We start from the raw sequence: 23,163 nt of genomic DNA, 5'->3' as shown, positions 1-23,163 counted from the left end.
GTCACGGTCGTACCCCCACACTGATCCACTCGCCGACGAAGTCGGCCAGGGTCCCCACCGAGCGCAGCGCGGGCAGCAGTTGCTGCACCGCGATGCCGCCGGCCTGCGGCAGCGAGGTCTCGAGCCGGTCCTTGAGTTGCATGATCATTACAGAGTCGAAGCCGAGGTCCTCGTAGAAACGGGACCGCCGGCCGACGCGTTCGGGCGCGTAACCGCCCACCTCCACCACGGCCCGCACGACGGCGGCCAGCACCGGGTCCTCGGACCCGCCGCGCTCACCCCCGTCCGCGACGGCCGCCGCCGCCGTCGCCGGGCCGGAGGCGGCCGCGGGCGCGGACGGGGCCGCCGGGGCCTGCGGGCGGGCGGCCGCGGTGTGCCAGAAGCGGTGCGCGGTGGAGAAGGCGTACGGGGGCAGCCGCTCGGTGGTGCGCCAGGCGGGCTCGTACAGCTCGTCCCACTGCGGCTCCAGCCCGGAGCGGTACAGGGCGGCGACGGTCTCGGCCAGGTCCCGGGCCGTCGAGTCCCGGCCCGGCGCCGGATGCAGCAGCCGGATCCCGTCGGCCAGCCCGGACCGGCCCACCAGCTGGATCAGCTGCGGCGCCGGGCCGATCTCCACGAGCGCGGTCGGGGCGGTCCGCGCCACCAGATCGGTCAGCGCGTCCGCGAACAGCACCGGCCCGGCCGCCTGCCCGGCCCAGTAGGCGCCGTCCATCGGCTCGTCGGCCAGCAGCCGCCCGTACCGGGTGGAGGCGACGGGGACGCGCGGCGCGGCGGGCGCGGTGCCCGCGGCAGCGGCGGCCAGCGGCTCCAGGACGGGGGCCATCAGCGGCGAGTGGAAGGCGTGGGAGACGCCGACCGCACGGCAGTGCGTACCGCGCTCGCGCAGTACGGCGGCGACCCGCTCCAGCGCCGCGAGCCCGCCCGACAGCACGGTGTTCCCCGGGCCGTTGACCGCGGCCAGGGCCACTCCCGGACCGGTGGTGAGGAACTCCTCGACCGCTTCGCGCCCCGCCCGCACCGACAGCATGCCGCCGCCCTCGGGCAGCGCGTCCATCAGCCGTGCCCGCTCCGCGACCAGCCGGGCCGCCTCGTCCAGCGTGAGCACCCCGGCGGTCACGGCGGCCGCGAACTCCCCGACGCTGTGCCCGAGGACCACGTGCGGCCCCGCGCCGAGGCCGCTCAGCGTGGCCGCCAGCGCATGGCCGACCGCGAACAGGGCGGGCTGCGCCCAGCGGGTGCGGTGCAGGGCCGGATCCCCGCCGAGGATCAGATCGCGCACCGAGCCGCCCAGGTGCGGGGCGAGCGCCGCGTCGGCCTCGTCGAGCCGGTGCCGGTACAGCGGCGACTGCCGGTACAGGGCGGCCGTCATCCCGGGCTCCTGGACGCCCTGGCCGGTGAAGAGGAACCCGATGACCGGCGGGCGCCAGGCCCGGTCGGCGATCCCGGCGGCGAGCCGTTCGTCCTCGGCCGCCCCGCGCAGCGCCGCCGCCAGCTCGACGGTGTCGGTGGCGGTGAACGCCGCCCGGTAGGGCAGCCCGGTCTTGACCCGGTTGCTGGTCCAGCACAGCGCGGCGGCGTCCCCGCGCGGGCGGGCGGCCACCGCCTCCGCCTGCGCGGCGAGGTTGCGGCGCAGCGCCTCCGGGGTGTCGGCCGAGACCGTGAACACCCCGGCCGGCGCGGCCGCCGCCCGGCGGCGCCCCGTACGGGCCGTACGGGGCGCGGCGGCGAGTACCGCGTGCGCGTTGGTCCCGCCCATGCCGAAGCTGCTCACGCCCGCCACGACCTCACCGGGGGGCAGCCGGACCGGGACCTTCAGCAGGGCCAGCCCCCGTTCGGAGAGCCGCAGTTGCGGGTTCTCGCGGTCCGCGAACCGGCTCGCGGGCACGATCCGGTGGTGCAGCGCGAGCGCCACCTTGATCAGCCCGGCGATGCCCGAGGCCCCCTCCGTGTGCCCGAGATTGCCCTTGACGGAGCCGATCGCGCACGGCTCCTCGCGCGGTACGCCGTGCACCTCGCCCAGGGCCCCGCACTCGATGACGTCGCCCAGCGCCGTACCCGTGCCGTGCGCCTCGACGAACCGCACCTGGTCGGGGGTGACCCCGGCCCGGCGGTACGCGGCCGCGACGACCTCCCGCTGGGAGTGCCGGTTCGGCGCGGTGACGCCGTTGCTGCGCCCGTCCTGGTTGACGGCGGTGCCCCGGATGACGGCGTAGACCCGCTGTCCGTCAGCGAGCGCGTCCTCCAGCCGCCGCAGCACCACCACCCCGGCGCCGTCACTGCGCGCGATGCCGTTCGCGTCGGCGCTGAACGGCCTGCACCGGCCGTCCGGCGAGGCCAGCCCCATCTGCGCGTACACCAGCCCCAGCGCCGGCGTCAGGACCAGGTTGACCCCGCCGGCGAGCGCCGTCCCGCACTCCCCGGACAGCAGTGAGTTGACCGCCAGGTGCACGGCGACCAGCGAGGAGGAGCAGGCCGTGTCCACGGACAGGCTCGGCCCCTTCAGGTCGAGGTGGTACGAGATGCGGTTGGCGGCCATGCCGGCGCTGGACCCGGCGCCCAGCTGCGGGGTCACGCGCCCGTAGTCGCCCAGGTGCAGCTGGCCCCACTCACTGCCCATCATGCCGACGAACACCCCGGTGTCGCCGCCCGCCAGGGACCGCGGGGAGCGCCCCGAGTCCTCCAGCGCCCGCCACGCGCACTGGAGCAGCAGCCGCTGCTGCGGATCCATCGCCGCGGCCTCGCGCGGCGAGACGGTGAAGAAGTCGTTGTCGAACACGTCGGCGTCGTCGATGAAACCGCCGCGCACCGGCGTCTCGTACCCCGGCCCGAACCTGCGCGGGCCCGGCTGCTCGCCGGTCGCGTCGCCGCCGCGCATCAGCAGGTCCCAGTAGGCGTCGGGGCCCGGCGCGCCCGGGAAGACGCAGTCGAGCCCGACCAGGGCGACGGAGGCGGAGTTCACCGGGAGGCCCCCGCGGCCGGAACCGTCACGCCCCGGGCGCCGAGGTGGGCGACCAGCGCGACGACGGTCGGGTGGTCCCAGGCCAGCGACGGATCCACGGCGATGCGGAACGTGTCCTCGATGTCCCCGCACAGGCTCAGCGCCCCCACCGAGTCCATGCCGTACTCGGCGAGCGGCACGGTGGGGTCGATGCTCTCCGGCAGCCGGTCGAGGTAGACGGCGAGGCGGTCGGTCAGCCAGTGGTGCAGCGGGGCCGCGCTGTGCGGCGACACGGGCAGGGACATCCCTGGACTCCTTGCGTGCGGGCGAAGGGAAGCGGTGGTCGGGGCCGTTGCCCGTCAGCCGGGCAGCGGGGTGTTGTGCAGGTCGTAGCTGCGCCGGTCCCCGAAGCGGGCCAGGACCTCCTGGTGGACGCGCGCCAGGCATTCGGGGGGCAGCTCCACGGGCGCGGTGCCCAGTCTGGACGCGATGCGGTGCAGGGCGGCCGCCGCCCAGGCCGGGTCGGCCAGGAACGGGTCGAGGCCGTGGCGGTTGTGGCGGCGTACGCCGAGCACGGCCGCGGCCGCCAGGACCAGGACGTAGCGGTCCGTCAGCGCGAACCAGGCCGGGCCCACCGGCGTCCCGCCGTCCAGCGGCGGCAGCGCGAGCACCCGCCGGCGCAGGTCCCGCAGCTCCTCGACGAGGTGCTCCGTCATCGTGCGCAGGGCCCGCTCCACCGGGTCGCGGCCCGGCGGCTCCGCGGCGGCGGCCAGCAGCGAGGCGCTGAGGCTGTCGCGTCCGCCGGCCAGCGCGAGGGCGTCGTAGCGGAACGCCGGCAGGGGCGCGTCGGGCTGGAACAGCGCGGCGGGGGCCTCCTCCTCGGCGAACCAGGAGCGGCTCGCCAGATGCTTCAGCTGCGGGATGACCGTCGCCTGGCAGGCGACCGTCCCCGCGTGGCCGAGGCTGATCACCGGCACGTCCCGGATGTGCTTCTGCAGCACGCCGACGGTGCCGTCCCGCGTGTACAGCTGCGAGCCCAGCACGGTGGACAGGTCGTACATCGTCTCGATCAGCACCCGCGGCAGCAGCAGCTTCACGGCAGCCGAGTACACGCTGGTCTCGGCCGGCAGCAGGTGCAGCGCCCGGGTGGCGACGACCGCCAGGCAGTCGTACAGCAGCAGGTTCACGAAAGCGCCCGTCAGGGTGTTCGCCGTGTGCTGCGGGTCCACCGGCGCCGTGCCCGCCGCGCCGGGCCCCCGCTGACGGTCCACCAGCACGGCCGTGCGCAGGCTGGTGTCCACGGCGGCCACCGACAGCGAGGCCATCAGCGTGCGGCTCATCTGGAACGACTGCAGCGAGGTCGCGACCCCGCTGCCGGGCGCGCCGAGCAGGGCGCCGGCGGGCACCGGGCAGTCGTCGAAGCGCACGCCCGAGAAGAAGCAGGACCGCAGGCCCAGCGCGGCGGGCCGCCGCTCGGTGCGGTAGCGGTCGGCGGGCAGGGTGCGCGGGTCCAGCAGCAGGGCGCTCTGCGTCCCGCCGGGGAAGTGCCCGCCGGTACGGCAGAACAGCACCAGGGCGTCGGCCCGGTGCAGGTTGTTGACCACCGGCTTGGCCCCGGTGAGCGACAGGCCGCCGCCGGGGGCCAGGTCCGCGGAGATCTGGTTGCGGACGAAGTCGTTGGTGTGCGCGGTCTCGTGCTGGGCTATGGCCGCCTTCGAACCGTCCAGCAGCAGGCCGCCCAGCCACGACCGCTGCTCCTCGCTGCCGCGCATCCACACGTCCGAGGCGGCCATGAAGGTGGTCATGCCGTAGCCCATGCCGAGGGACACGTCCCGGCGGAACACCGGCCGCATCACCCGCAGCAGGCCCTCGGGGGAGTCGAAGCGGCCGCCGAGCTCGCGCGGAACGAACTCGCGGTGCATCCCGAAGTCGTCGAGCAGCCCCTCCGCCTCCGGGGACAGCGCGGCCGCCCGGTCGGAGGCGAGCAGCGCGCCGTGCCCGGCCGGGTTGCCGGGCTCCGCCGGGTCGCCGAGCAGGGCCTCCAGCGCGGCGGCCCGGACCCGGCCGCTCGTCGACTCCGGGGACGGCGCGGGCCGCCGCACCGGCGCCCGGGGGGCCGGTCCGGCGGCGACGGCGACGGCGCTCACCACGCCGTCTCCGCGGCGGCGGCGCGGGCGGAGGGCCGCAGCAGGTCGTTGCCGAGCAGCCTGTCGCGCGGACGGACCAGGGCGTGCACGGCCGGGTCGAGGACCTCGTACTCGCCGCTGACCCCGCCCTCCAGGAACAGCTTGCGGATCAGGGTCCGCTGGATCTTGCCGCTGGTGGTACGGCGCAGGGTGCCGGGCCGCACCAGGAGCACATTGGCCGCGGGCACGTCGAAGTCCTGGCCGATGAGGACCTGGACGCGCCGGGCGAGGGCGCGCAGCGTCTCCCAGTCCGTGGTCTCCGGCCGCACCTCGTGCACGACGACGAGCTGCTCGCGGTCCGCGTCCACGGTGAAGACGGCGCCCTGGCCGGCCCCGAGGGCCGGCTCCCTCTCGCGCACCGCCCACTCGACGTCCTGCGGGTAGATGTTGCGCCCGTTGAGGATGATCACCTCCTTGAGGCGGCCGGTGACGTACAGCTCGTCCCCGTCGATCACCCCGAGGTCGCCGGTGCGCAGGAAGCCGCTGTCCCCGTCGTCCACCATGGCGTGGAAGGTGCGGGCGGTGTCGGTGGGACGGCGCCAGTAGCCCTGGGCGACGCTGTCGCCGCGCACCCAGATCTCCCCGACCCGGCCCTCGGGCAGCTCGCGCCCGATCACCGGCTCCACGATCCGCACGTCGAAGCCGCGTACGGTGCCGCTCCCGACCAGGGTCCGCACCGGCAGGCCGGGGCGCGGCGGGCGCAGCTCGTCGTACTCGAGGCCGGCCGCGTCGACGGTCAGGGTGCGCGGGCCGTGGCCGGGCGTGCCGCCGGACACGACGAGCGTGGCCTCGGCGAGCCCGTAGGCCGGGAAGAGGCTCCCGCGGCGGAAACCGGCCGCGGCGAAGCGCTCGGCGAAGGCCTCCAGGGTCCGGTGGCGCACCGGTTCGGCGCCGTTGACCGCCAGCCGCCAGCTGCTCAGGTCCAGGCCGGCGAGCTGGTCGTCCGTGATCCGGCGCAGGCACAGGTCGTAGCAGAAGTTGGGGCCGCCGCCGATGGTCACCCCGTACTCGCCGATCGAGCGCAGCCAGCGCACCGGCCGCTTGACGAAGGCGGTCGGGGACATCTGCACCGACGAGGCGCCCAGCCACAGCGGGTGCAGCAGATGGCAGACGAGTCCCATGTCGTGGTAGTGCGGCAGCCAGCTGCCGAACACGTCCCCGGCGGTGGATCCCAGGACGTCGCGCATGGCCTCCATGTTGGCGAGGAGGTTGCGGTGACTGACCATCACCCCGCGCGGCCGGGAGGTCGAACCCGAGGTGTACTGGAGGAACGCCAGGTCGTCCGGGCCGGTGCGGGGCGGCTGCCAGGCCTCGGCGTCCAGCCCCTCCTCCACGTCGGTGGCCAGGCACACCGTCTCGCCCCGGCCCGCCATGGCGAGCCACAGCGATACGTCGGGGGCGTGCGCGGAGTCGGTCAGCACCAGCTGCGCGCCGGTGTCGCGGATGATCCCCGACACGCGCTGCAGCCGCTCGCCCCGGTCACCGGGGAGCGGGGCGGGCACGGCGACGGCGCCGGCGTACAGACAGCCCGCGAACGCCTTCAGGAACCCGGGGCCCGGCGGGTACAGCAGCAGCACCGGCTGCCCCAGGGCGCCGTGCTCGCGCAGCCGCACCGCGATGGCCCGGGCCGCCCGGTCCAGCTCCCCGTACGTGAGGTGCTCGGCGGCGGCGCCCGGGGCGTCACCGAGGAACACGTGAGCGTCGCGCTCCCCGAGAGCCGCGGCCCGGCCGCGGAGCACCTCGGTGAACGTAGCGAATCCAGTCAACGTCAGCCCCCTTCTGGCGCACCCGGGGCAACTGCCGAACGCCCGGCGCCCCTGCCGCCAACGCCTCGGCATGCTCCACACCGCCCCTAAAGCCTGGCTTGCGGGTCCCGGCCAGGGTGCGCGGCACCGGATCAGGGGTCCGGCTGTCCGAAGCCGGGGGTGCGCCCGGCCCTAGGGTGACGAGGGCCGGAGCGGGGGGATTGCGCCGCCACCCGTGCCACCGGAGTGCCGAGGAACGGGGGCTGCATGCGATTTCGGGTGTTGGGGCCACTGGAGGTGGACGCGGCCGGCCCGGACGCGCACCGCGTGACGCCCCGCGCGGCGAAGATCCGCGTGGTGCTCGCGACGCTGCTCGTACGGCCCAACGAGATCGTGTCCGTGGGCAGCCTCATCGACGAACTGTGGGGCGAGGACCCGCCGCGCACCGCGACGACCACGCTCCAGGTCTACATCTCGCAGCTGCGCAAGCTCCTGCACGCCGCGGACCCCGACGCGGGCCGCGACTGCCTGGTCACCCGGCCGCCCGGCTACCTCATGCGGCTGGACCCGGACCGGCTGGACCTGACCGCCTTCGAGGACCTGCACGCCCGGGGCCGCGCCGCCATGGCCCGCCAGGACGCCGGGGCCGCCGCCGACCTCCAGCGCCGCGCGCTCGCGCTGTGGCGCGGCCCCCTGCTGTCCGACACCCCGCACGGGGCGATGCTCGACAGCACCGCGATCCGCCTCGGCGAACTGCGCACGGCCGCACTGGAGCAGCGCATCCGGGCCGACCTGCAACTGGGCCGCCACCACGACCTCGTCGGTGAACTGCGGGCGCTCGCCGCCGAGCTGCCGATGCGCGAGGAGTTCCACGCCCACCTGATGGTGGCGCTCTACCGCACCGGCCGGCAGGCCGACGCGCTGGAGGTCTTCGCCCGGCTGCGGCGCACCCTCGTCGACGAACTGGCCATCGAGCCGGGGCCGCCCCTCCAGCAGCTCCACGGCCGGATCCTCGACGGGGACACCGCACTGCTGCGCCCCGCGGGCGTCCGGGGTGCGGCCGCCCCCGCCGCCCCCGCCGCGGCGCCGGCCGCCGGGCCGGACCCCGTACTGCCCCCGGTCACCGGGCCGGTCCGTGAACTCCCCGCGCCCGACCCGCTGTTCACCGGACGCGACGAGGAACTCGCCGCGCTGGAGACGCTCCTGCGGGACGTCCCCCCGGGCGGCTGCGTCGCGCTCACCGGCCCCGCCGGCGTGGGGAAGACCGCCCTCGTCCTGGCCGCCGCGCACCGCGCCGGCGACCTCTTCCCCGACGGCCGGGTGTTCCTGACCCTGCGCGACGACGCCGGCGAACCGCTCGCCCCCGCCGCCGCCCTCACCCTGCTGCTGCTCCGCTGCGGAGTCACCGGGCCGCTGCCCGACGACCTCGACGGGCTGCGCCGCACCCTGGACCGGCTCACCCTGGGCCGCCGGATGCTGTTCGTCCTCGACGACGCGGCCGGCGCGGAGCAGGCGGGCCCCCTGCTGCCGACGACCCCCGGCAGCACCGCGCTGCTGACCGCCCGCCGGACCCCGGCCCTCCCCGTCACCCGGGCGCACCTGCTCGACGTCCCCGCCCCCGCGCAGGCCCGCCGGCTGCTGCTGGCCGCGTCGGGGCGCGGCGGACAGGGGGAGGACGACGGGCCCGACGGGGCCTGCGCCGCCGTCGTCGAGGCCTGCGGGCGGCTGCCGTCGGCCGTACGGGCCCTCGCGGGCCGGCTGGCCGCGCGTCCGCACTGGAGCGTGGCCTCCCTGGCCGCCCGGCTGTCCGACGAACAGGCCCGGCTCGCCGAACTGCGCTCCGCGCACCCAGGCTTGGACGCGGCCCTGCGGGGCGCGTACGAGGAGGCCGGCGAACCGGTGCGGCGCGCCTTCCGGCTGCTCGGGCTGCTGCCCGCCGGTCCCTTCCCCACCGCTGACGCGGCCGCCCTGTTCGGCACCCCCGAACCGGCCGCCGAAGCCCTGCTGGAGAGCCTCGTGGAAGCCCGGCTGCTGCGCGCCGAACCCCGCGGCGGCTACCGCCTGCACGTGCTGTGGCGGCTGCTGGCCGGCGAGCTCCTCGACGCCGAGGAGCCCCCCGGCGAGGCGGCGCGGGCCGTGGCCCGGCTCGCCGGGGCCCTGGCCGCCGAGGCCCGGGAGACCGACGGGCTCCCGCAGGCCGCCGACTGGTTCGCGCACCGCCGCACCGCACTGACCTCGGCCCTGGACCGGGCGCACGCGGCCGGACTCTGGGTCCACACCGTGCGCCTCGCCGACGTCCTTACCGCCCCCCTCGAGGCCCACGCGGCCTGGGACGACTGGGAACGCGCGCACTCCCGGGCCCTGGACGCGGCCGAACGCTCCGGTGACCTCGGCGCCCGGTCCCGGCTGCTGTGCTCGCTCGGCGACCTGGCCTGGCAGCGCCGCCGGACCGACACGGCCCGCGGGCTCTACCGGCGCGCCCTGAGGGCCGCCGACGGCGCCGACGCCCGGCCCGAGCGCGACCGCGCCCTGACGGGCCTGGCCGAACTGAGCCTGGACTCCTCGGCCGTCACGGAGGCCGCCCGGCTGATCGGCCAGGTCCTCGACGCGGCGCCCGCCGACCCCCGCGACCACTACGAGGCCCGCCGGGTCCGGGCCCTGCTCGCCCTGGAGACCGAGGGCCCCGCCGCCGCGGAACCGCACTTCGCGCAGTGCCTCGCCCTGGCGGCGCGGCTCGGCGACCGGCGGCGCGAGGCGTACGCGGTCCGCTGGCTGCGCCAGGTGCGCGGCGGCCTTCCGCTGCCGGACTGGACGGAGACCCGGCCCGGGGTGTGGCGCCTGCGCGCCGCCGCCTGAGCCGCGGGCGGCCGTACCGCCCGCGGGACCGACCGACGCGCCACGCGTCACCACGTACCGACGTAAGGAGAGACATCCGTGCTCACGGCGCTGCAAGGGGTGTACGGGGACCGTGCGGACGCGGTCACCGTCGGCGGCCGGACCGCCTCGTACGAGGAACTGCTGGGCGCGGCCGGAGCGGTGGCCGCCGACGTGGCCGGCGCCCCCGCCGTCGCGGTCGAGGCCACCGCCTCCCTGGAGACCGTCGCCGCGGTGGCCGGCTGCCTGCTGGCCGGGGTGCCCGTGGTGCCCGTACCGCCCGACGCGGGCGTCGCCGAACGCGAGCACGTCCTGCGTGACTCGGGCGCCTGCCCCGTCACGGTGGACTTCGCCCGCCGGGCCGCCTGGAGCGGCCCCGCACCGGCGGCCGACGCCCCCGCGATGATCCTCTACACCTCCGGGACCACCGGCGCCCCCAAGGGCGTCGTCCTCGGCGGCGCCGCCATCGCCGCCGGTCTGGACGCCCTCGCCGAGGCCTGGCAGTGGAACGCCGAGGACACCCTGGTCCACGGGCTGCCGCTGTTCCACGTCCACGGCCTGATCCTCGGCGTCCTCGGCGCGCTGCGCACCGGCAGCCGCCTCGTGCACACCGGCCGGCCCACCGCGGCCGCGTACGCCGAGGCGGGCGGCAGCCTCTACTTCGGGGTGCCCACGGTGTGGTCCCGCGTCGTGGGGGAGCCGGAGCGGGCCCGGGCGCTGCGCTCCGCACGGCTGCTGGTCTCGGGGAGCGCCCCGCTGCCGGAGCGGGTCTTCCGCGGCCTGGAGGAGCTGACGGGGAGCCGGCCGGTCGAGCGGTACGGGATGACGGAGACCCTGATCACGGTGAGCGGCCGCGCGGACGGCCCGCTGCGGCCGGGGGCGGTGGGGACGCCACTGCCCGGCGTCCGTACGCGGATCGCCGCCGGGCCCGGGGAGGAGATCGGTGAACTCCAGCTGACCGCGCCGACGTTGTTCTCCGGCTACCTGGGGCGTCCCGAGGCCACGGCGGCCTCGTACACGGAGGACGGCTGGTTCCGTACGGGCGACATCGCGGCGATCGACGCGGACGGCACCCACCGCATCGTGGGCCGGGCCTCCGTCGACATGATCAAGTCGGGGGGCTACCGGATGGGGGCGGGCGAGATCGAGAACGCCCTCCTGGACCACCCGCGCGTGGCCGAGGCCGCGGTGGTCGGGGTGCCGGACTCCGATCTGGGCCAGCGCGTCGTGGCGTTCGTCGTGGCCTCGGGGGTGACCGGGGCCGAGCTCACCGACTTCGTGGCCGCACGCCTGTCGGTGCACAAGCGCCCGCGCGAGGTGCGGTTCGTCGCCTCGCTGCCGCGCAACGCGATGGGCAAGACCCGGAAGGGGCTGCTGCTGTCGGGGGAGGGGTGAGGCGGCGCCGCGGCCCTCAGCCCGGCCCCGGGGACCCGGCGGACGCCGGCTCGGCCTCGGGCCGGTAGTGCCGCAGGAACAGCTCCTCGAGGCTCGGGGGCCGGCTGACGAGGCTGCGCACGCCCGTCCGGGACAGCACCCGCAGGAACGCGCCGAGGTGTTCGTGGTCGACCTCGGCGGTCACCTCCGTGCCGTGCACCTCCAGGCCGTGGACCCCGTCGAGGTCCTCGAGGCCCTCGGCCGGGGCGGCGAGTTCGGCCGTGACGTACGTCCGCGACAGGTGCCGCATCCGGGCGAGCGTGCCCGTCTCGACCGTGCGCCCGTCCCGGACGATGCTGACGCGGTCGCACAGCGCCTCGACCTCGGCGAGGATGTGGCTGGAGAGCAGGACCGTACGGCCCTCGTCGGTGGCCTCGCCGACACAGCTCTGGAAGACTTCCTCGGCCAACGGGTCGAGGCCCGAGGTGGGTTCGTCGAAGACGAGCAGCTCGGCGTCGGCGGCGAAGGCGGCGACCAGGGCGAGCTTCTGCCGGTTGCCCTTGGAGTACGCGCGGCCCTTCTTGCCCGGGTCGACCTCGAAGCGCTCCATCAGCTCCTTGGCCAGCCGGGGGTCGGTGTTGTCGCGCAGCCCCGTGAGGAAGTCGACGGCGTCGCCGCCGGAGAGGTTGCGCCACAGGTTCACGTCGCCCGGCACGTACGCGATCCGCTGGTGCAGCGCGACCGCGTCGCGCCACGGGTCGCCGCCCAGCAGCCGCACGCGGCCGCGGTCGGCGCGGATCAGGCCGAGGAGGATGCGCAGGGTGGTGGACTTGCCGGCGCCGTTGGGGCCGAGGAAGCCGTGCACCTCGCCCTTCTCGACGGTCAGGTCAAGGCCCTTCAGCGCGTGCGTGCGGCCGAACGACTTGTACAGTCCGGCAATCTCGATTGCCTTCATCACAATGTCGGAAGATACCTTAGTTTCAGAATATCGTGAAGATAGCGAAAGGGATCGTCTGACGATCGATCACGGGGGAGACACGATGGGCGCGAGCGCCGGTGAAAGCGAACAGCGGGGCTACAGCGAGGAGGTCTCGGCCTTCGTCGAACGGTTCGCCGCCGACCTGGTGGCCGCCGGGATGCCGCGGATGGCCTCCCGGGTCTTCGCGTGCCTGCTCGCCGAGGACGCGGGCGCGCTGAGCGCCGCGGCACTCTCGGAGCGGCTGAGGGTGAGCCCGGCCGCGGTCTCCGGCGCGGTCCGCTACCTGGCCCAGGTGCACATGGTCGGCCGGGAGCGGGCGCCGGGCGGGCGGCGGGAGATCTACCGGATCCACGCCGACCTCTGGTACGAGGCGGTCACCAACCGGGACCAGATGCTCAACCGCTGGGCGGCCACCCTCAAGCAGGGGATCGCGGTGCTGGGTCCCGGTACGCCGGCGGGCCTGCGGGCCGAGGAGACGGCCGACTTCTTCAACTTCGTGAAGGCGGAACTGGACTCGCTGATGGACCGCTGGCGCGCCCACCGCGGCGGGTGACCACCCGGGCGGCGTGCCGGCCCGCCCGCCCGGAAAAGGCACCGCAGGGACGTCCGGCCCCGCGAGCTCCGGCACCGACCGGACCGGCGGCACCGGAAGGATCTCCGGTGCCGCCGGTCCTCGCGGGTCCTCGCGGACACCCCCTAGTACGTGTGGAAGCCCCGGCCGCTCTTGCGCCCCAGGTACCCCGCGTCCACCAGGTGCTCCAGGTGCCGGGCCGGCACCAGCGACGGCTCCCGGAAGGAGGCGTGCAGGCTGTTCTGGATCTGCAGCGACACGTCCAGGCCGATCGTGTCCAGCAGCGTCAGCGGCCCCATCGGATAGCCGCAGCCCCGCGTCATCACCGAGTCGATCTCCCCGGCGACCGCCCGGCGGTCCTCCAGCAGCCGCACCGCGCTGTTGAGGTAGGGGAACAGCAGGGCGTTGACGATGAAACCGGCCCGGTCGTCGATCCCGACGGGGTGCTTGCCCAGCCGCGCGCACACCTCGTGGACCGTCCCCAGCGCGTCCGGCGCCGTCAGCACCGTGCCGACCACCTCCACCAGCCGCATCACCGGCGCCGGATTGAAGAAGTGCATGCCGAGCACGTCCTCGGGCCGCGAGGTGACCGCCGCGCACTCCACCACCGGCAGGCTCGACGTCGTCGTCGTCAGTACCGCACCCGGACGGCACACCGCGTCCAGCCCCCGGAACACCTCCCGCTTGACGGAGAGTTCCTCGGCGACGGCCTCGACCACCAGGTCGCAGTCCGCCACCGCCTCCAGGGAGTCGGCCGGAAGCAGCCGCTCCAGCGCGGCCCGGCCGTCCTCGGCGCTGATCCGGCCGCGCTTGACCCCGCGCTCCACGGAAGCCGCGATCTTGTCCAGCGCCTCCTTCGCGCGGACGTCCGTACGGGCCACCAGCCGCGTCGCGTACCCGGACCGGGCGAACACCTCGGCGATGCCCGACGCCATCGTGCCGGAACCGATCACCCCGACGCTGCGCACCGGCCGCGACGGCCGCGGGGAACCTTCCGCCCGGCCCTCCGGCGGGACGGCCGCGGCGCGGGGACCCGCCGGGCCCTCGGGCCAGGTGTGGAAGCCGCGGCCCGCCTTCGCGCCCAGCAGCCCCGCCGTCACCATGTGGTCCAGCAGCGGCGGCGGCAGGAACTGCGCCTGCCCCGTCTGGTCGTACAGACCGCGCAGGGTGTCGCGCGCCGTGTCCAGACCGATCAGGTCGAGGTGGGCCAGCGGCCCCAGCGGCAGCCCGCAGCCCAGCATCATCGCCGCGTCGATGTCGTCGCGCGACGCGTAACGGCGCTCGTACATCGCGACGGCGCCGTTCAGGTAGGCCATCAGCAGCCCGCCCCCGGTGAATCCCGGCTGGTCGCTGGAGGCCAGGGCCGTCCGGCCCAGCGCACCCACCAGCTCCTCGGTGGCCCGCCCCACCGACGGCTCGGTCAGGGGCGTGGTCACCACCTCAACCACACCGCCGTCCGGGGCGTGCCCGACCGGGTGCAGGCCCACCGTGCGCGGCAGCCGCCCGCACGCCGCCGCCACCCGGGTCACCGACAGGGAGGTCGTCGTCGCGAACACCGTCCCGGGACCGCACAGTCCGTCGGCCCGCCGCAGCACCTCCGTCTTCAGCGCGAAGTCCTCCGGCACCGCCTCCACGACCAGCTCGCTGTCCGTGACGGCCGCGAGGTCGGCGGTGTACGTGATGCGGGCGCGGGCCGCCGGATCCTCCAGCCCGCGCTGGACGCGCTCCCGGCCGCCGGCCAGGGCGTCACCGTCGGCCTCCACCGCCACCACCCGGGCGCCCGCCGAGGCGAGCGAACGGGCCAGCGCGGATCCGACCGTACCGAGGCCGATCACCGCGACCGCGGTGAAGGGCAGGGCACCGGGAAGGGGTGCCGCGGATGCTGCCGTCATGCTGCTGAGTCCTTTCGGGGAGCGGGAGCCGCCTCCTCGTCCCAGCGGACGAGGACCGTGCCCAGGGACATGCCGCCGCCGAAACCGGCGAGCAGGACGACGTCCCGGTCCCGGAACGCCCCGGACCGGCACGCCTCGTCGAGGGCGAGGGGAATGGATGCGGCGCTGGTGTTTCCGTGCTCGGCGACCGTGAGGTGCGTACGGGCGCGGGGCAGGCCGAGGCGGGGCACGGTCTCGCCCAGCATCACGCCGTTGGCCTGGTGCGGGACGAAGTGGTCGACCTCGGAGCGGTCCAGGCCGTGCCGGTCCAGCACCTCGCCGACCGCGCGCGGCAGTTCGGCGGCCACGAAGTCGCGTACGCCGCGCCCGTTCATCCTGAAGTGGTGCAGCCCCTGCGCGACCGTCTTCTCCGAGGCGGGCAGCCTGCTGCCGCCGGCCTCGACGTGGATCAGTTCCGCTTGGTCGCCACGGCTGGCCAGGTACGAGCCGAGGACCCCGTACCCGGACCGCACCGGGCCCAGCACCACGGCACCCGCACCGTCACCGAACAGGACGGCGGTCCGCCGGTCCTCCCGGTCGATGATGCGTGAGTACACGTCGGCGCCGATGACCAGGGCGTGACCGCCGGACCCGCCGTCCGGTCCCGGCAGCAGCCGGGCCGCCGTCACCAGACCGAACACGAATCCGCTGCACACCGAATTCAGGTCGAAGGCGGCCGCGTTCACCGCGCCGATCCGGTGCTGGACCAGACAGGCCGTGGCCGGCTGGGGGGAATCCGGCGTGGACGTCGCCACCACGATCCACGACAGCTGCTCCGCCGAGATCCCCGCCGCGTCCAGCGCGGCCCGCGCCGCCTCGACCGCCAGATCGGACGTGGCCTCGGACTCGGCCGCGTAGCGGCGCTCCCGGATGCCCGTCTTCCGCAGGATCCAGTCCTCCGTGACCCCCGCCCGTTCCGCGACGAGCCGATTGGAGACCGTATCGGCAGGCAGATACGACCCGGTGCCCAGAATTCCGATTGCTGTCATGACGGGCGGCTCCTCACCGTGGCGGTGGGCAGAAAACGCGGGAGAGTACGGGAAATGCATTCACCGCGGGATGCTCGAATGGGACATTCAGCAATGGTTCTCGGAGACCGAGCCGGGCGGTAACCCTTGCTCCGCCCCCTAGCCGCCCCTAGCGGTCCCGCAGGCCGGTGACCAGGAGCTGTTTTTAGCCGACCTTTAGAGCTGGACGTCAGCGTCTCGACGGTCTGCACGGAATTCCCCCGGTCCTCGGTCCGCCCGCGCGCCCGGCGGATCCCTGAAGACGCATCAGGCAAACAGGCGAAGGGGGAGATCGTGGCTGACCCGCTGAATTCGGCACGGCAGACGACGGCGGCTCCGGAGGAGTCCGGCACACCCGCCCGTACCACCGGGCCGATCGCGGTCATCGGCATCTCCTGCCGGTTCCCGCAGGCCGACGGCCCCGCCGCCTACTGGCGGCTGCTGCGCGACGGAACGGACGCCGTCACCGACGCGCCCGAAGCGCGCCGCGACGTCGTCCCGGCGGGGGCCGGTCCGGCCGCCGCCCGCGGCGGCTACCTCGACCGCGTCGACACCTTCGACGCCCGGTTCTTCGGCATCTCGCCGCGCGAGGCCGCCGCCATGGACCCGCAGCAGCGGCTCGTCCTCGAACTGGCCTGGGAGGCCCTGGAGGACGCCGGCATCCTGCCGGGCACCCTCAAGAACAGCGGCACCGGCGTGTTCGTCGGCGCCATCTGGGACGACTACGCCGACCTCGTACGCCGCTCCGGCGGCGCGGGCACCGGGCAGCACACCTTCACCGGGCTCAACCGGGGCGTCATCGCCAACCGGGTCTCCTACACGCTCGGCCTGAACGGGCCCAGCCTGACGGTCGACACCGCCCAGTCCTCCTCCCTCGTCGCCGTGCACCTGGCCTGCCGGGCACTGCTCAGCGGGGAGGCCGACCTGGCCCTCGCCGGTGGCGTCAACCTGCGCGTCACCCCCGCCAGTTCCGAGACCACCGCCGGGTTCGGGGCGCTGTCCCCGGACGGCCGCTGCCACACCTTCGACGAGCGCGCCAACGGCTTCGTACGGGGCGAGGGCGGCGGACTCGTCCTGCTCAAGCCCCTCGACCGGGCCCTCGCCGACGGCGACCGCGTCCACTGCGTCCTGCTCGGCAGCGCCGTCAACCACGACGGGGCCACCGACGGCCTCACCGTGCCCAGCCCCACCGCCCAGGCCGACGTCATCCGCCGGGCCCTGGAAGCCGCCGGCACCGACCCCGCCGAGGTGCAGTACGTCGAACTGCACGGCACCGGCACCCCGGTCGGCGACCCCGTCGAGGCCGCCGCGCTCGGCACCGCCCTCGGCGCGGCCCGCGACGCCGCCGACCCGCTGCCCGTCGGCTCCGCCAAGACGAACATCGGCCACCTCGAAGCCGCCGCGGGCATCGCCGGGCTCATCAAGGCGGCCCTCGCCGTCGGCCACCGCGAACTGCCGGCCAGCCTCCACCACCGCACCCCCCACCCCGCCATCGACCTCGACGCGCTGCGGCTGCGCGTGCAGACCGAGGCCGGCCCCTGGCCGCACCCCGCCCGCCCCCTCGTCGCGGGCGTCAGCTCCTTCGGCCTCGGCGGCGCCAACTGCCACGTCGTCCTCGCCGAGGCCCCGGCCCCCGCGCCCGTCCCCGCGGCCGCGCCCGCCCCCGCCGCCGGCCGGACGCTGCTCTTCCCGCTCGCCGGCCGCGGCGAGCCGGCCCTGCGCGCCCAGGCCGCCCGGCTCAGCGCGTACGCCGCCACCCACACCGGGACGGCCGCGGACCTCGCGCACGCCCTGGCCGCCACCCGTACCGCCCACGAGGACCGGGCCGTCGTCCTCGCCGAGGACCTCACCGGCCTCACCGCGGGACTCGACGCGCTCGCCGCCGCGGCCGCCTCCCCGCACCTGGTCCGCGGCCGGGCCGGCTCCGGCGCCACCGCGTTCCTCTTCTCCGGCCAGGGCAGCCAGCGCCCCGGCATGGGACGCGAACTGCACGCCGCGCAGCCCGCGTTCGCCGCCGCCTTCGACGAGGTGTGCGCCGCCTTCGACGCCCACCTGCCCCGCCCGCTGCGGGAGATCGCCTTCGCCGCCCCGGGCACCGACGAGGCCGCCCTCCTCGACCGCACCGCCTGGACCCAGCCCGCGCTGTTCGCCTTCGAGGTCGCCCTCCACCGGCTGCTCGGCCACCTCGGCGTCCGCCCCGACTTCCTCGTCGGCCACTCCATCGGCGAACTGGCCGCCGCGCACGTCGCCGGGATCCTCACCCTGCCCGACGCCGCCGCGCTCGTCGCCGCCCGCGGCCGTCTGATGGACGCCCTCCCCGGGGGCGGCGCGATGGCCGCCCTCCAGGCCGACGAGGCCGAGGTCGCGCCCCTGCTCGCCGGGCGCACCGACCGGGTGTGCGTGGCCGCCGTCAACGGCCCCCGCTCCGTCGTCGTCTCCGGCGACGAGGACGCCGTCGACGCCCTCACCGAGCACTTCGCCGCGCAGGGCCGCAAGACCAAGCGGCTGCCCGTCAGCCACGCCTTCCACTCCCCGCACATGGACGGCATGCTCGACGCGTTCCGCACCGTCGCCGCCTCCGTCTCCTACGCTCCGGCGCGCATCCCCGTCGTCTCCGACCTGACCGGGCGGATCGTCACCGACGAGGAGATCGGCACCGCCGACTACTGGGTGCGCCACGTCCGCGAGGCCGTCCGTTTCGCCGACGGCATCCGCGCCCTCGAGGCCGCCGGCGTCACCACGTACGTGGAACTCGGCCCGGATGGCGCCCTTTCCTCCGCCGGACGCGAGTGCGCGGGCGAGGACGCCGCGTTCGTGCCGGTCGTCCGTACCGGCAAGCAGCCCGAGCCGGAGTCGCTCACCACGGCCCTGGCCCGGCTGCACACCCTGGGCGCCGCCCCGGAACTGCACTGGGAGACCCTCCTCGGCACGGCCGGCCCGGCTCCCCGGCTGGACCTGCCGACCTACGCCTTCCAGCGCCGCCGCCACTGGATCGACGCGGCGCCCGCCGCCCCGGTGACCGTCCCGGCGTCCGCCTCCGCCCCCGCCTCTTCCCCCGCTTCCGGCGACGGCCCGGGTGAGGAGACGGACTCCGATGCCGGAGCCCTGCGCGCCCACCTCACCGCGCTCCCCGCCGCCGGCCGCGAACAGGCCGTCCTCGACCTGCTCCGCGCGGACATCGCCGTCGTCCTGCGCCACGACGACGCCCGCGACATCGACCTGCGCGAGACCTTCCACGAGCTCGGCTTCGACTCCTGGACCGCCGTCGAACTGCGCGACAGCCTCACCCGCAGCACTGGACTGGCCCTGCCCAGCAGCCTGCTGTTCGACCACCCCACGCCCGTCGCCCTGGCCCGCAACCTCGTGGAGCGCGCCCTCGGCCACTCCGCCGACCCGGCCGCGGCCGCCCGGCACACCGGCGCCGCGGCCGCCGACGAACCGATCGCCGTCGTCGCCATGGCCTGCCGCTTCCCCGGCGGCACCGACTCGCCCGAGGCCCTGTGGGAGGTCCTCACCGCCGGCCGGGACGTCACCGGCCCCTTCCCCACGGACCGCGGCTGGGACCTGGAGGGCCTCTACGACCCCGAGGGCCGGCCCGGCACGCACTACGTGCGCGCGGGCGGCTTCCTCGGCGGCGCCACCCTCTTCGACCCCGCCTTCTTCGGCATCTCGCCGCGCGAGGCCGCCGCCATGGACCCGCAGCAGCGGCTGCTGCTGGAGACCTCCTGGGAGGCCCTGGAACGCGCCGGCCTGGACCCCCGCGCCCTCAAGGGCACGGACACCGGCGTGTTCATCGGTGCGACCTTCCAGGACTACGGCCCGCGCCTGCACGAGGGCACGGAGTCCACCGAGGGCTACCTGATGACCGGCAGCACCCCCAGCGTCGCCTCCGGCCGCATCGCCTACACCCTCGGCCTCGAGGGCCCCGCGGTCACCGTCGACACCGCCTGCTCCTCCTCGCTGGTCGCCCTGCACCTGGCCGCGCAGTCCCTGCGCCAGGGCGAGTGCACCCTCGCCGTGGCGGGCGGCGTCACCGTCATGCCCACCCCCGGCCTCTTCGTCGAACTCACCCGCCAGCGCGCCCTGTCCGCCGACGGCCGCTGCAAGTCCTTCTCCGCCGACGCCGACGGCACCGGCTGGGCCGAGGGCGCGGGCGTCCTGCTGCTGGAGAAGCTCTCCGACGCCCGCCGCAACGGCCACCGCGTCCTCGCCGTCATCCGGGGCTCCGCCATCAACCAGGACGGCGCCTCCAACGGCCTCACCGCCCCCAGCGGCCCCTCCCAGCAGCGCGTGATCCGCCAGGCCCTGGCCCACGCGGGCGTCACCGCCGACACCGTCGACGCCGTCGAGGCCCACGGCACCGGCACCAGGCTCGGCGACCCCATCGAGGCACACGCCCTGCTCGCCACCTACGGCCAGGGCCGGGACGCGGACCGGCCGCTGTGGCTCGGCTCCCTCAAGTCCAACACCGGCCACACCCAGCAGGCCGCGGGCGTCGCGGGCGTCATCAAGATGATCCTGGCCCTGCGCCACGGCGTGCTGCCCAAGACCCTGCACGCCGAAGAGCGCTCCCCGCACATCGACTGGTCGACGGGCGCCGTCGAGCTGCTCACCGAGGCCCGCCCGTGGCCCGCCGCCGAGGAGACGGGCCACCCGCGCCGCGCGGGCGTCTCCTCCTTCGGGATCAGCGGTACGAACGCCCACCTCATCCTCGAAGAGGCGCCGGCCCCGGCGTCGCCCGAGCCGGAGGCGGCACCCGCCGCCGGCCCCGTGGCATGGCTGCTGTCCGCCAAGACCGAGGACGCCCTGCGCGAGCAGGCCGCCCGGCTGCGCGCCCACGTGGCCGAGCACCCCGGAACCCCCGCCTCCGCCGTCGCCGCGGCCCTCGCCGGGCACCGCTCCGTCTTCGGCCACCGGGCGGCCGTGCTGGGCTCCACCCGCGAGGAACTGCTGGCCGGTCTGGAGGCTCCGCCGGTGCCCGGTGTGGCGGACGCGGGCGGCAAGACGGTGTTCGTGTTCCCGGGTCAGGGTTCGCAGTGGGCCGGGATGGGCGTCGAACTCCTGGACTCCTCGCCGGTGTTCGCGGCCCGGTTCGCGGAGGTCGCGGCGGCCGTGGAGGCGCACGTCGACTGGTCGGTGGAGGAGGTGCTGCGCGGGGGCGGTGATCTGACCCGCATCGAGGTGCTCCAGCCGGTGCTGTTCGCGGTGATGGTGTCCCTGGCCGACCTGTGGCGCGCCGCGGGTGTGGTGCCGGACGCGGTCGTCGGCCACTCCCAGGGGGAGATCGCCGCCGCGGTCGTCTCGGGTGCGCTGTCACTGGAGGACGGCGCGAGGGTGGTCGTGCTGCGCTCGCAGCTGTTCGCGGACGAGCTGGTGGGCCGGGGCGCGGTGGCCTCGGTGTCGCTGGGTGCCGAGGCGGTGCGCGAGCGGCTCGCCCCGTACGGGGACGCGCTTTCCATCGCCGGGATCAACGGTCCGGGCACCGTCACCGTCGCCGGTGAGGTGGCCCCGCTGGAGGAGCTCGTCGCGGCCCTGGAGGCCGAAGGCGTACGGGCCAAGGTCATCCCCTCCACGGTGGCCTCCCACTGCGCCCAGGTCGACCGCCTCCAGGGGCGGATCCTGGATCTGCTGGGCTTCGTGGAGCCCCGGACGGGCTCCGTTCCGCTGTACTCCACCGTCACCGGCGAGGTCCTGGAGGGGCCGGAGCTGACGGCCGCCTACTGGTACGAGAACTGCCGGCAGCCGGTGTCCTTCGAGCCCGTCGTCCGCTCGCTCCTGGCGGAGGGTTTCCGGGCGTTCGTGGAGTCGAGTGCGCATCCGGTGCTGACGTACGGGCTGGTGGAGACGGCCGAGGCCGTGGGCGCCGACATCCTGGCCACGGGCACGCTGCGCCGTGGCGAGGGCGGTCCGGCCCGCTTCCACACCTCCCTCGCCACCGCCTGGACCCGGGGCGTCGACGTCGACTGGACCTCCGTCCTCACCGGCTCCGGCGCCCACGCGGCGACCGAACTGCCCACCTACCCCTTCCAGCGCGCACGCCACTGGCTCGACGCCCCGGACACCGGCGGCGCCGACGTGTCCGCGGCAGGCCTGGCCGAGGCCCGGCACCCGCTGCTGGGCGCGTCCGTACGGATCGCCGACGGGGACCGCTTCCTGCTGACCGGCCGGATCTCCCTGCGCAGCCACCCCTGGCTCGCCGACCACGGCGCGCTGGACACCGTCCTGCTGCCCGGCACCGCCTTCGTCGAACTGGCCGTCCGGGCCGGTGACGAGGCCGGCTGCGCCCACCTCGAAGAGCTCACGCTCGAAGCCCCGCTCGTCCTCCCCCCGCGCGGAGCAGTCCAGGTCCAGGCGGTCGTCGGAGCCCCCGACGGATCCGGCCGCCGCTCCGTCGCCGTCTACGCGCGGCCCGACGACGCCGACACGGACGCCGCCTGGACCCGCCACGCCAACGGCTTCCTGGCCCCCGCCGCGCCCGGCCTCGCGGTGGACCTGTCCGTCTGGCCGCCGGCCGGGGCGCGGTCCCTCGACGTGGAGGGGTTCTACGCGCGGACGGCCGAGGCCGGTTATGCGTACGGGCCCGCCTTCCAGGGCCTCAGGGCGGCCTGGAGCGTGGACGGGGCCGTGTACGCGGAGGTGGCGCTGGATGCGGCGCAGCGCGAGGAGGCGGCGGCCTTCGGCCTGCACCCCGCCCTCCTCGACGCCGCCCTGCACGCCGAGCAGCTCGTCCGCGCCGCCCGCGGCGAGGACTCCGGCGTCCGGCTGCCGTTCGTGTGGAGCGGCGTCTCCCTGCTCGCCACCGGAGCCGCCTCGCTCCGCCTGCGCATGACCCCCCTCGGCACCGACACGGTCGCGCTGGACGTCGCCGACGCCGAGGGCCGCCCCGTGGCCCGCGTCGAGTCGCTCGTACTGCGGCCCGTCGCCGCGGGAGCCCTGCGCGGCGCACACCGCGAGGCCCTCCACCGCGTCGAGTGGTCGGCGGTCCCCGCGACCGGGGGCGCCGGCCGGCTCCCCGACTGGACCGAGCTGGGCGGCGCCGCCTACCCCCGCCTCGCCGATCTCACCGCCGCCCTCGACCAGGGGCTCGCCGTCCCCTCGACGGTCGTCCTCTCCTGCGCCCCCGCCACGGGTGCGGACACGGACGGAGCCCCGACCGCCGAAGCCGCCCGCGCGGCGACGGCCGCCGCCCTCGGCCTCGTCCGGGACTGGCTCGCCGAGGACCGGCTGGCCGCCGCCCGGCTGGTGATCGTCACGCGCGGCGCCGTCTCCGTGCGCGCCGGCGAGGACGTCATCGACCTCGCGCACGCCCCGCTGTGGGGTCTGCTGCGCTCCGCCCAGACGGAGAACCAGGACCGCTTCGTCCTGGTCGACCTCGACCCGTGGGACAGCGGCAGCACCGACCTGGCCGCCGCACTCGCCACCGGGGAACCCCAGGTCGCCGTCCGCGACGGCTCCCTGCTCATCCCGCGCCTGGTGCGGGCGGCGGTGGTTTCTGCCGGGGGTGCGGTGTGGGGTGCGGAGGGGACGGTGTTGATCACCGGGGGTACGGGTGCGCTGG

The 23,163-nt window shown here is 75.8% G+C and carries 11 protein-coding genes; 4 read left to right on the top strand and 7 right to left on the bottom strand.

The features are described from left to right. Position 1 precedes the first annotated feature (1 nt). From ACZ4WZ_RS32155 to ACZ4WZ_RS32140, 4 genes are read right to left on the bottom strand one after another with little or no spacing between them, the layout of a single operon-like run. Positions 2-2,959, bottom strand: a complete 2,958-nt coding sequence (locus tag ACZ4WZ_RS32155) for a type I polyketide synthase (protein ID WP_467896406.1) — start codon at positions 2,957-2,959, stop codon at positions 2-4. After that, positions 2,956-3,243 (bottom strand): acyl carrier protein, encoded by a 288-nt coding sequence (locus ACZ4WZ_RS32150; RefSeq protein WP_467896404.1) that lies wholly within the window; start codon positions 3,241-3,243, stop codon positions 2,956-2,958. Before ACZ4WZ_RS32150 ends, ACZ4WZ_RS32155 begins: the two co-directional genes overlap by 4 nt. Before the next feature lie 54 nt (positions 3,244-3,297). Then, positions 3,298-5,085, bottom strand: a complete 1,788-nt coding sequence (locus ACZ4WZ_RS32145; protein ID WP_467896402.1) for an acyl-CoA dehydrogenase — start codon at positions 5,083-5,085, stop codon at positions 3,298-3,300. Continuing rightward, complete coding sequence (locus ACZ4WZ_RS32140; RefSeq protein WP_467896400.1) at positions 5,082-6,890, bottom strand: fatty acyl-AMP ligase; 1,809 nt, start codon at positions 6,888-6,890, stop codon at positions 5,082-5,084. The genes ACZ4WZ_RS32145 and ACZ4WZ_RS32140 overlap by 4 nt, the downstream gene beginning before the upstream one ends. Before the next feature lie 246 nt (positions 6,891-7,136). Between ACZ4WZ_RS32140 and ACZ4WZ_RS32135 the strand changes: the two genes are divergently transcribed. After that, positions 7,137-9,725: an AfsR/SARP family transcriptional regulator gene (locus ACZ4WZ_RS32135; RefSeq protein WP_467896398.1), complete on the top strand. Its 2,589-nt coding sequence runs from the start codon at positions 7,137-7,139 to the stop codon at positions 9,723-9,725. A 78-nt stretch (positions 9,726-9,803) separates the two neighbouring features. Then, positions 9,804-11,138, top strand: coding sequence for an AMP-binding protein (locus tag ACZ4WZ_RS32130; protein ID WP_467896396.1), 1,335 nt, complete (start codon positions 9,804-9,806; stop codon positions 11,136-11,138). A gap of 16 nt (positions 11,139-11,154) precedes the next feature. Here the strand turns inward: ACZ4WZ_RS32130 and ACZ4WZ_RS32125 are convergent, their stop codons facing one another. Then, complete coding sequence (locus tag ACZ4WZ_RS32125) at positions 11,155-12,075, bottom strand: ABC transporter ATP-binding protein (RefSeq protein WP_467896394.1); 921 nt, start codon at positions 12,073-12,075, stop codon at positions 11,155-11,157. A gap of 82 nt (positions 12,076-12,157) precedes the next feature. Here ACZ4WZ_RS32125 and ACZ4WZ_RS32120 point away from each other — a divergent pair, with 82 nt between their 5' ends. Continuing rightward, entirely contained in the window at positions 12,158-12,649 is a 492-nt protein-coding gene (locus ACZ4WZ_RS32120) for a GbsR/MarR family transcriptional regulator (protein ID WP_467896392.1), read from the top strand. Between the two features lie 143 nt (positions 12,650-12,792). Here ACZ4WZ_RS32120 and ACZ4WZ_RS32115 read toward each other — a convergent pair whose 3' ends face one another. Together ACZ4WZ_RS32115 and ACZ4WZ_RS32110 are read right to left on the bottom strand one after the other, a co-directional pair. Beyond that, positions 12,793-14,559: a 3-hydroxyacyl-CoA dehydrogenase family protein gene (locus ACZ4WZ_RS32115; protein WP_467896390.1), complete on the bottom strand. Its 1,767-nt coding sequence runs from the start codon at positions 14,557-14,559 to the stop codon at positions 12,793-12,795. Further along, a complete protein-coding gene (locus ACZ4WZ_RS32110; protein ID WP_467896388.1) occupies positions 14,556-15,587 on the bottom strand; it encodes a 3-oxoacyl-ACP synthase III family protein in 1,032 nt (343 codons plus the stop codon). Before ACZ4WZ_RS32110 ends, ACZ4WZ_RS32115 begins: the two co-directional genes overlap by 4 nt. Before the next feature lie 312 nt (positions 15,588-15,899). Between ACZ4WZ_RS32110 and ACZ4WZ_RS32105 the strand changes: the two genes are divergently transcribed. Next, positions 15,900-23,163, top strand: a 7,264-nt coding sequence (locus tag ACZ4WZ_RS32105) for a type I polyketide synthase (protein WP_467896386.1), incomplete at its 3' end; no start/stop codon positions are given.

It is taken from the genome of Streptomyces sp. NPDC029122 (assembly GCF_055569445.1).
Note: the sequence above shows the minus strand (reverse complement) of the source record. Positions and strands in the feature narration are given on the sequence as shown.

What these genes read in the sequence shown, in the direction of transcription:
- ACZ4WZ_RS32120 (WP_467896392.1), top strand. Translation starts at nt 12,158, where the DNA reads ATGGGCGCGAGCGCCGGTGAAAGCGAACAGCGGGGCTACAGCGAGGAG.
- ACZ4WZ_RS32135 (WP_467896398.1), top strand. Translation starts at nt 7,137, where the DNA reads ATGCGATTTCGGGTGTTGGGGCCACTGGAGGTGGACGCGGCCGGCCCG.
- ACZ4WZ_RS32150 (WP_467896404.1), bottom strand. Translation starts at nt 3,243, where the DNA reads ATGTCCCTGCCCGTGTCGCCGCACAGCGCGGCCCCGCTGCACCACTGG.
- ACZ4WZ_RS32115 (WP_467896390.1), bottom strand. Translation starts at nt 14,559, where the DNA reads ATGACGGCAGCATCCGCGGCACCCCTTCCCGGTGCCCTGCCCTTCACC.
- ACZ4WZ_RS32110 (WP_467896388.1), bottom strand. Translation starts at nt 15,587, where the DNA reads ATGACAGCAATCGGAATTCTGGGCACCGGGTCGTATCTGCCTGCCGAT.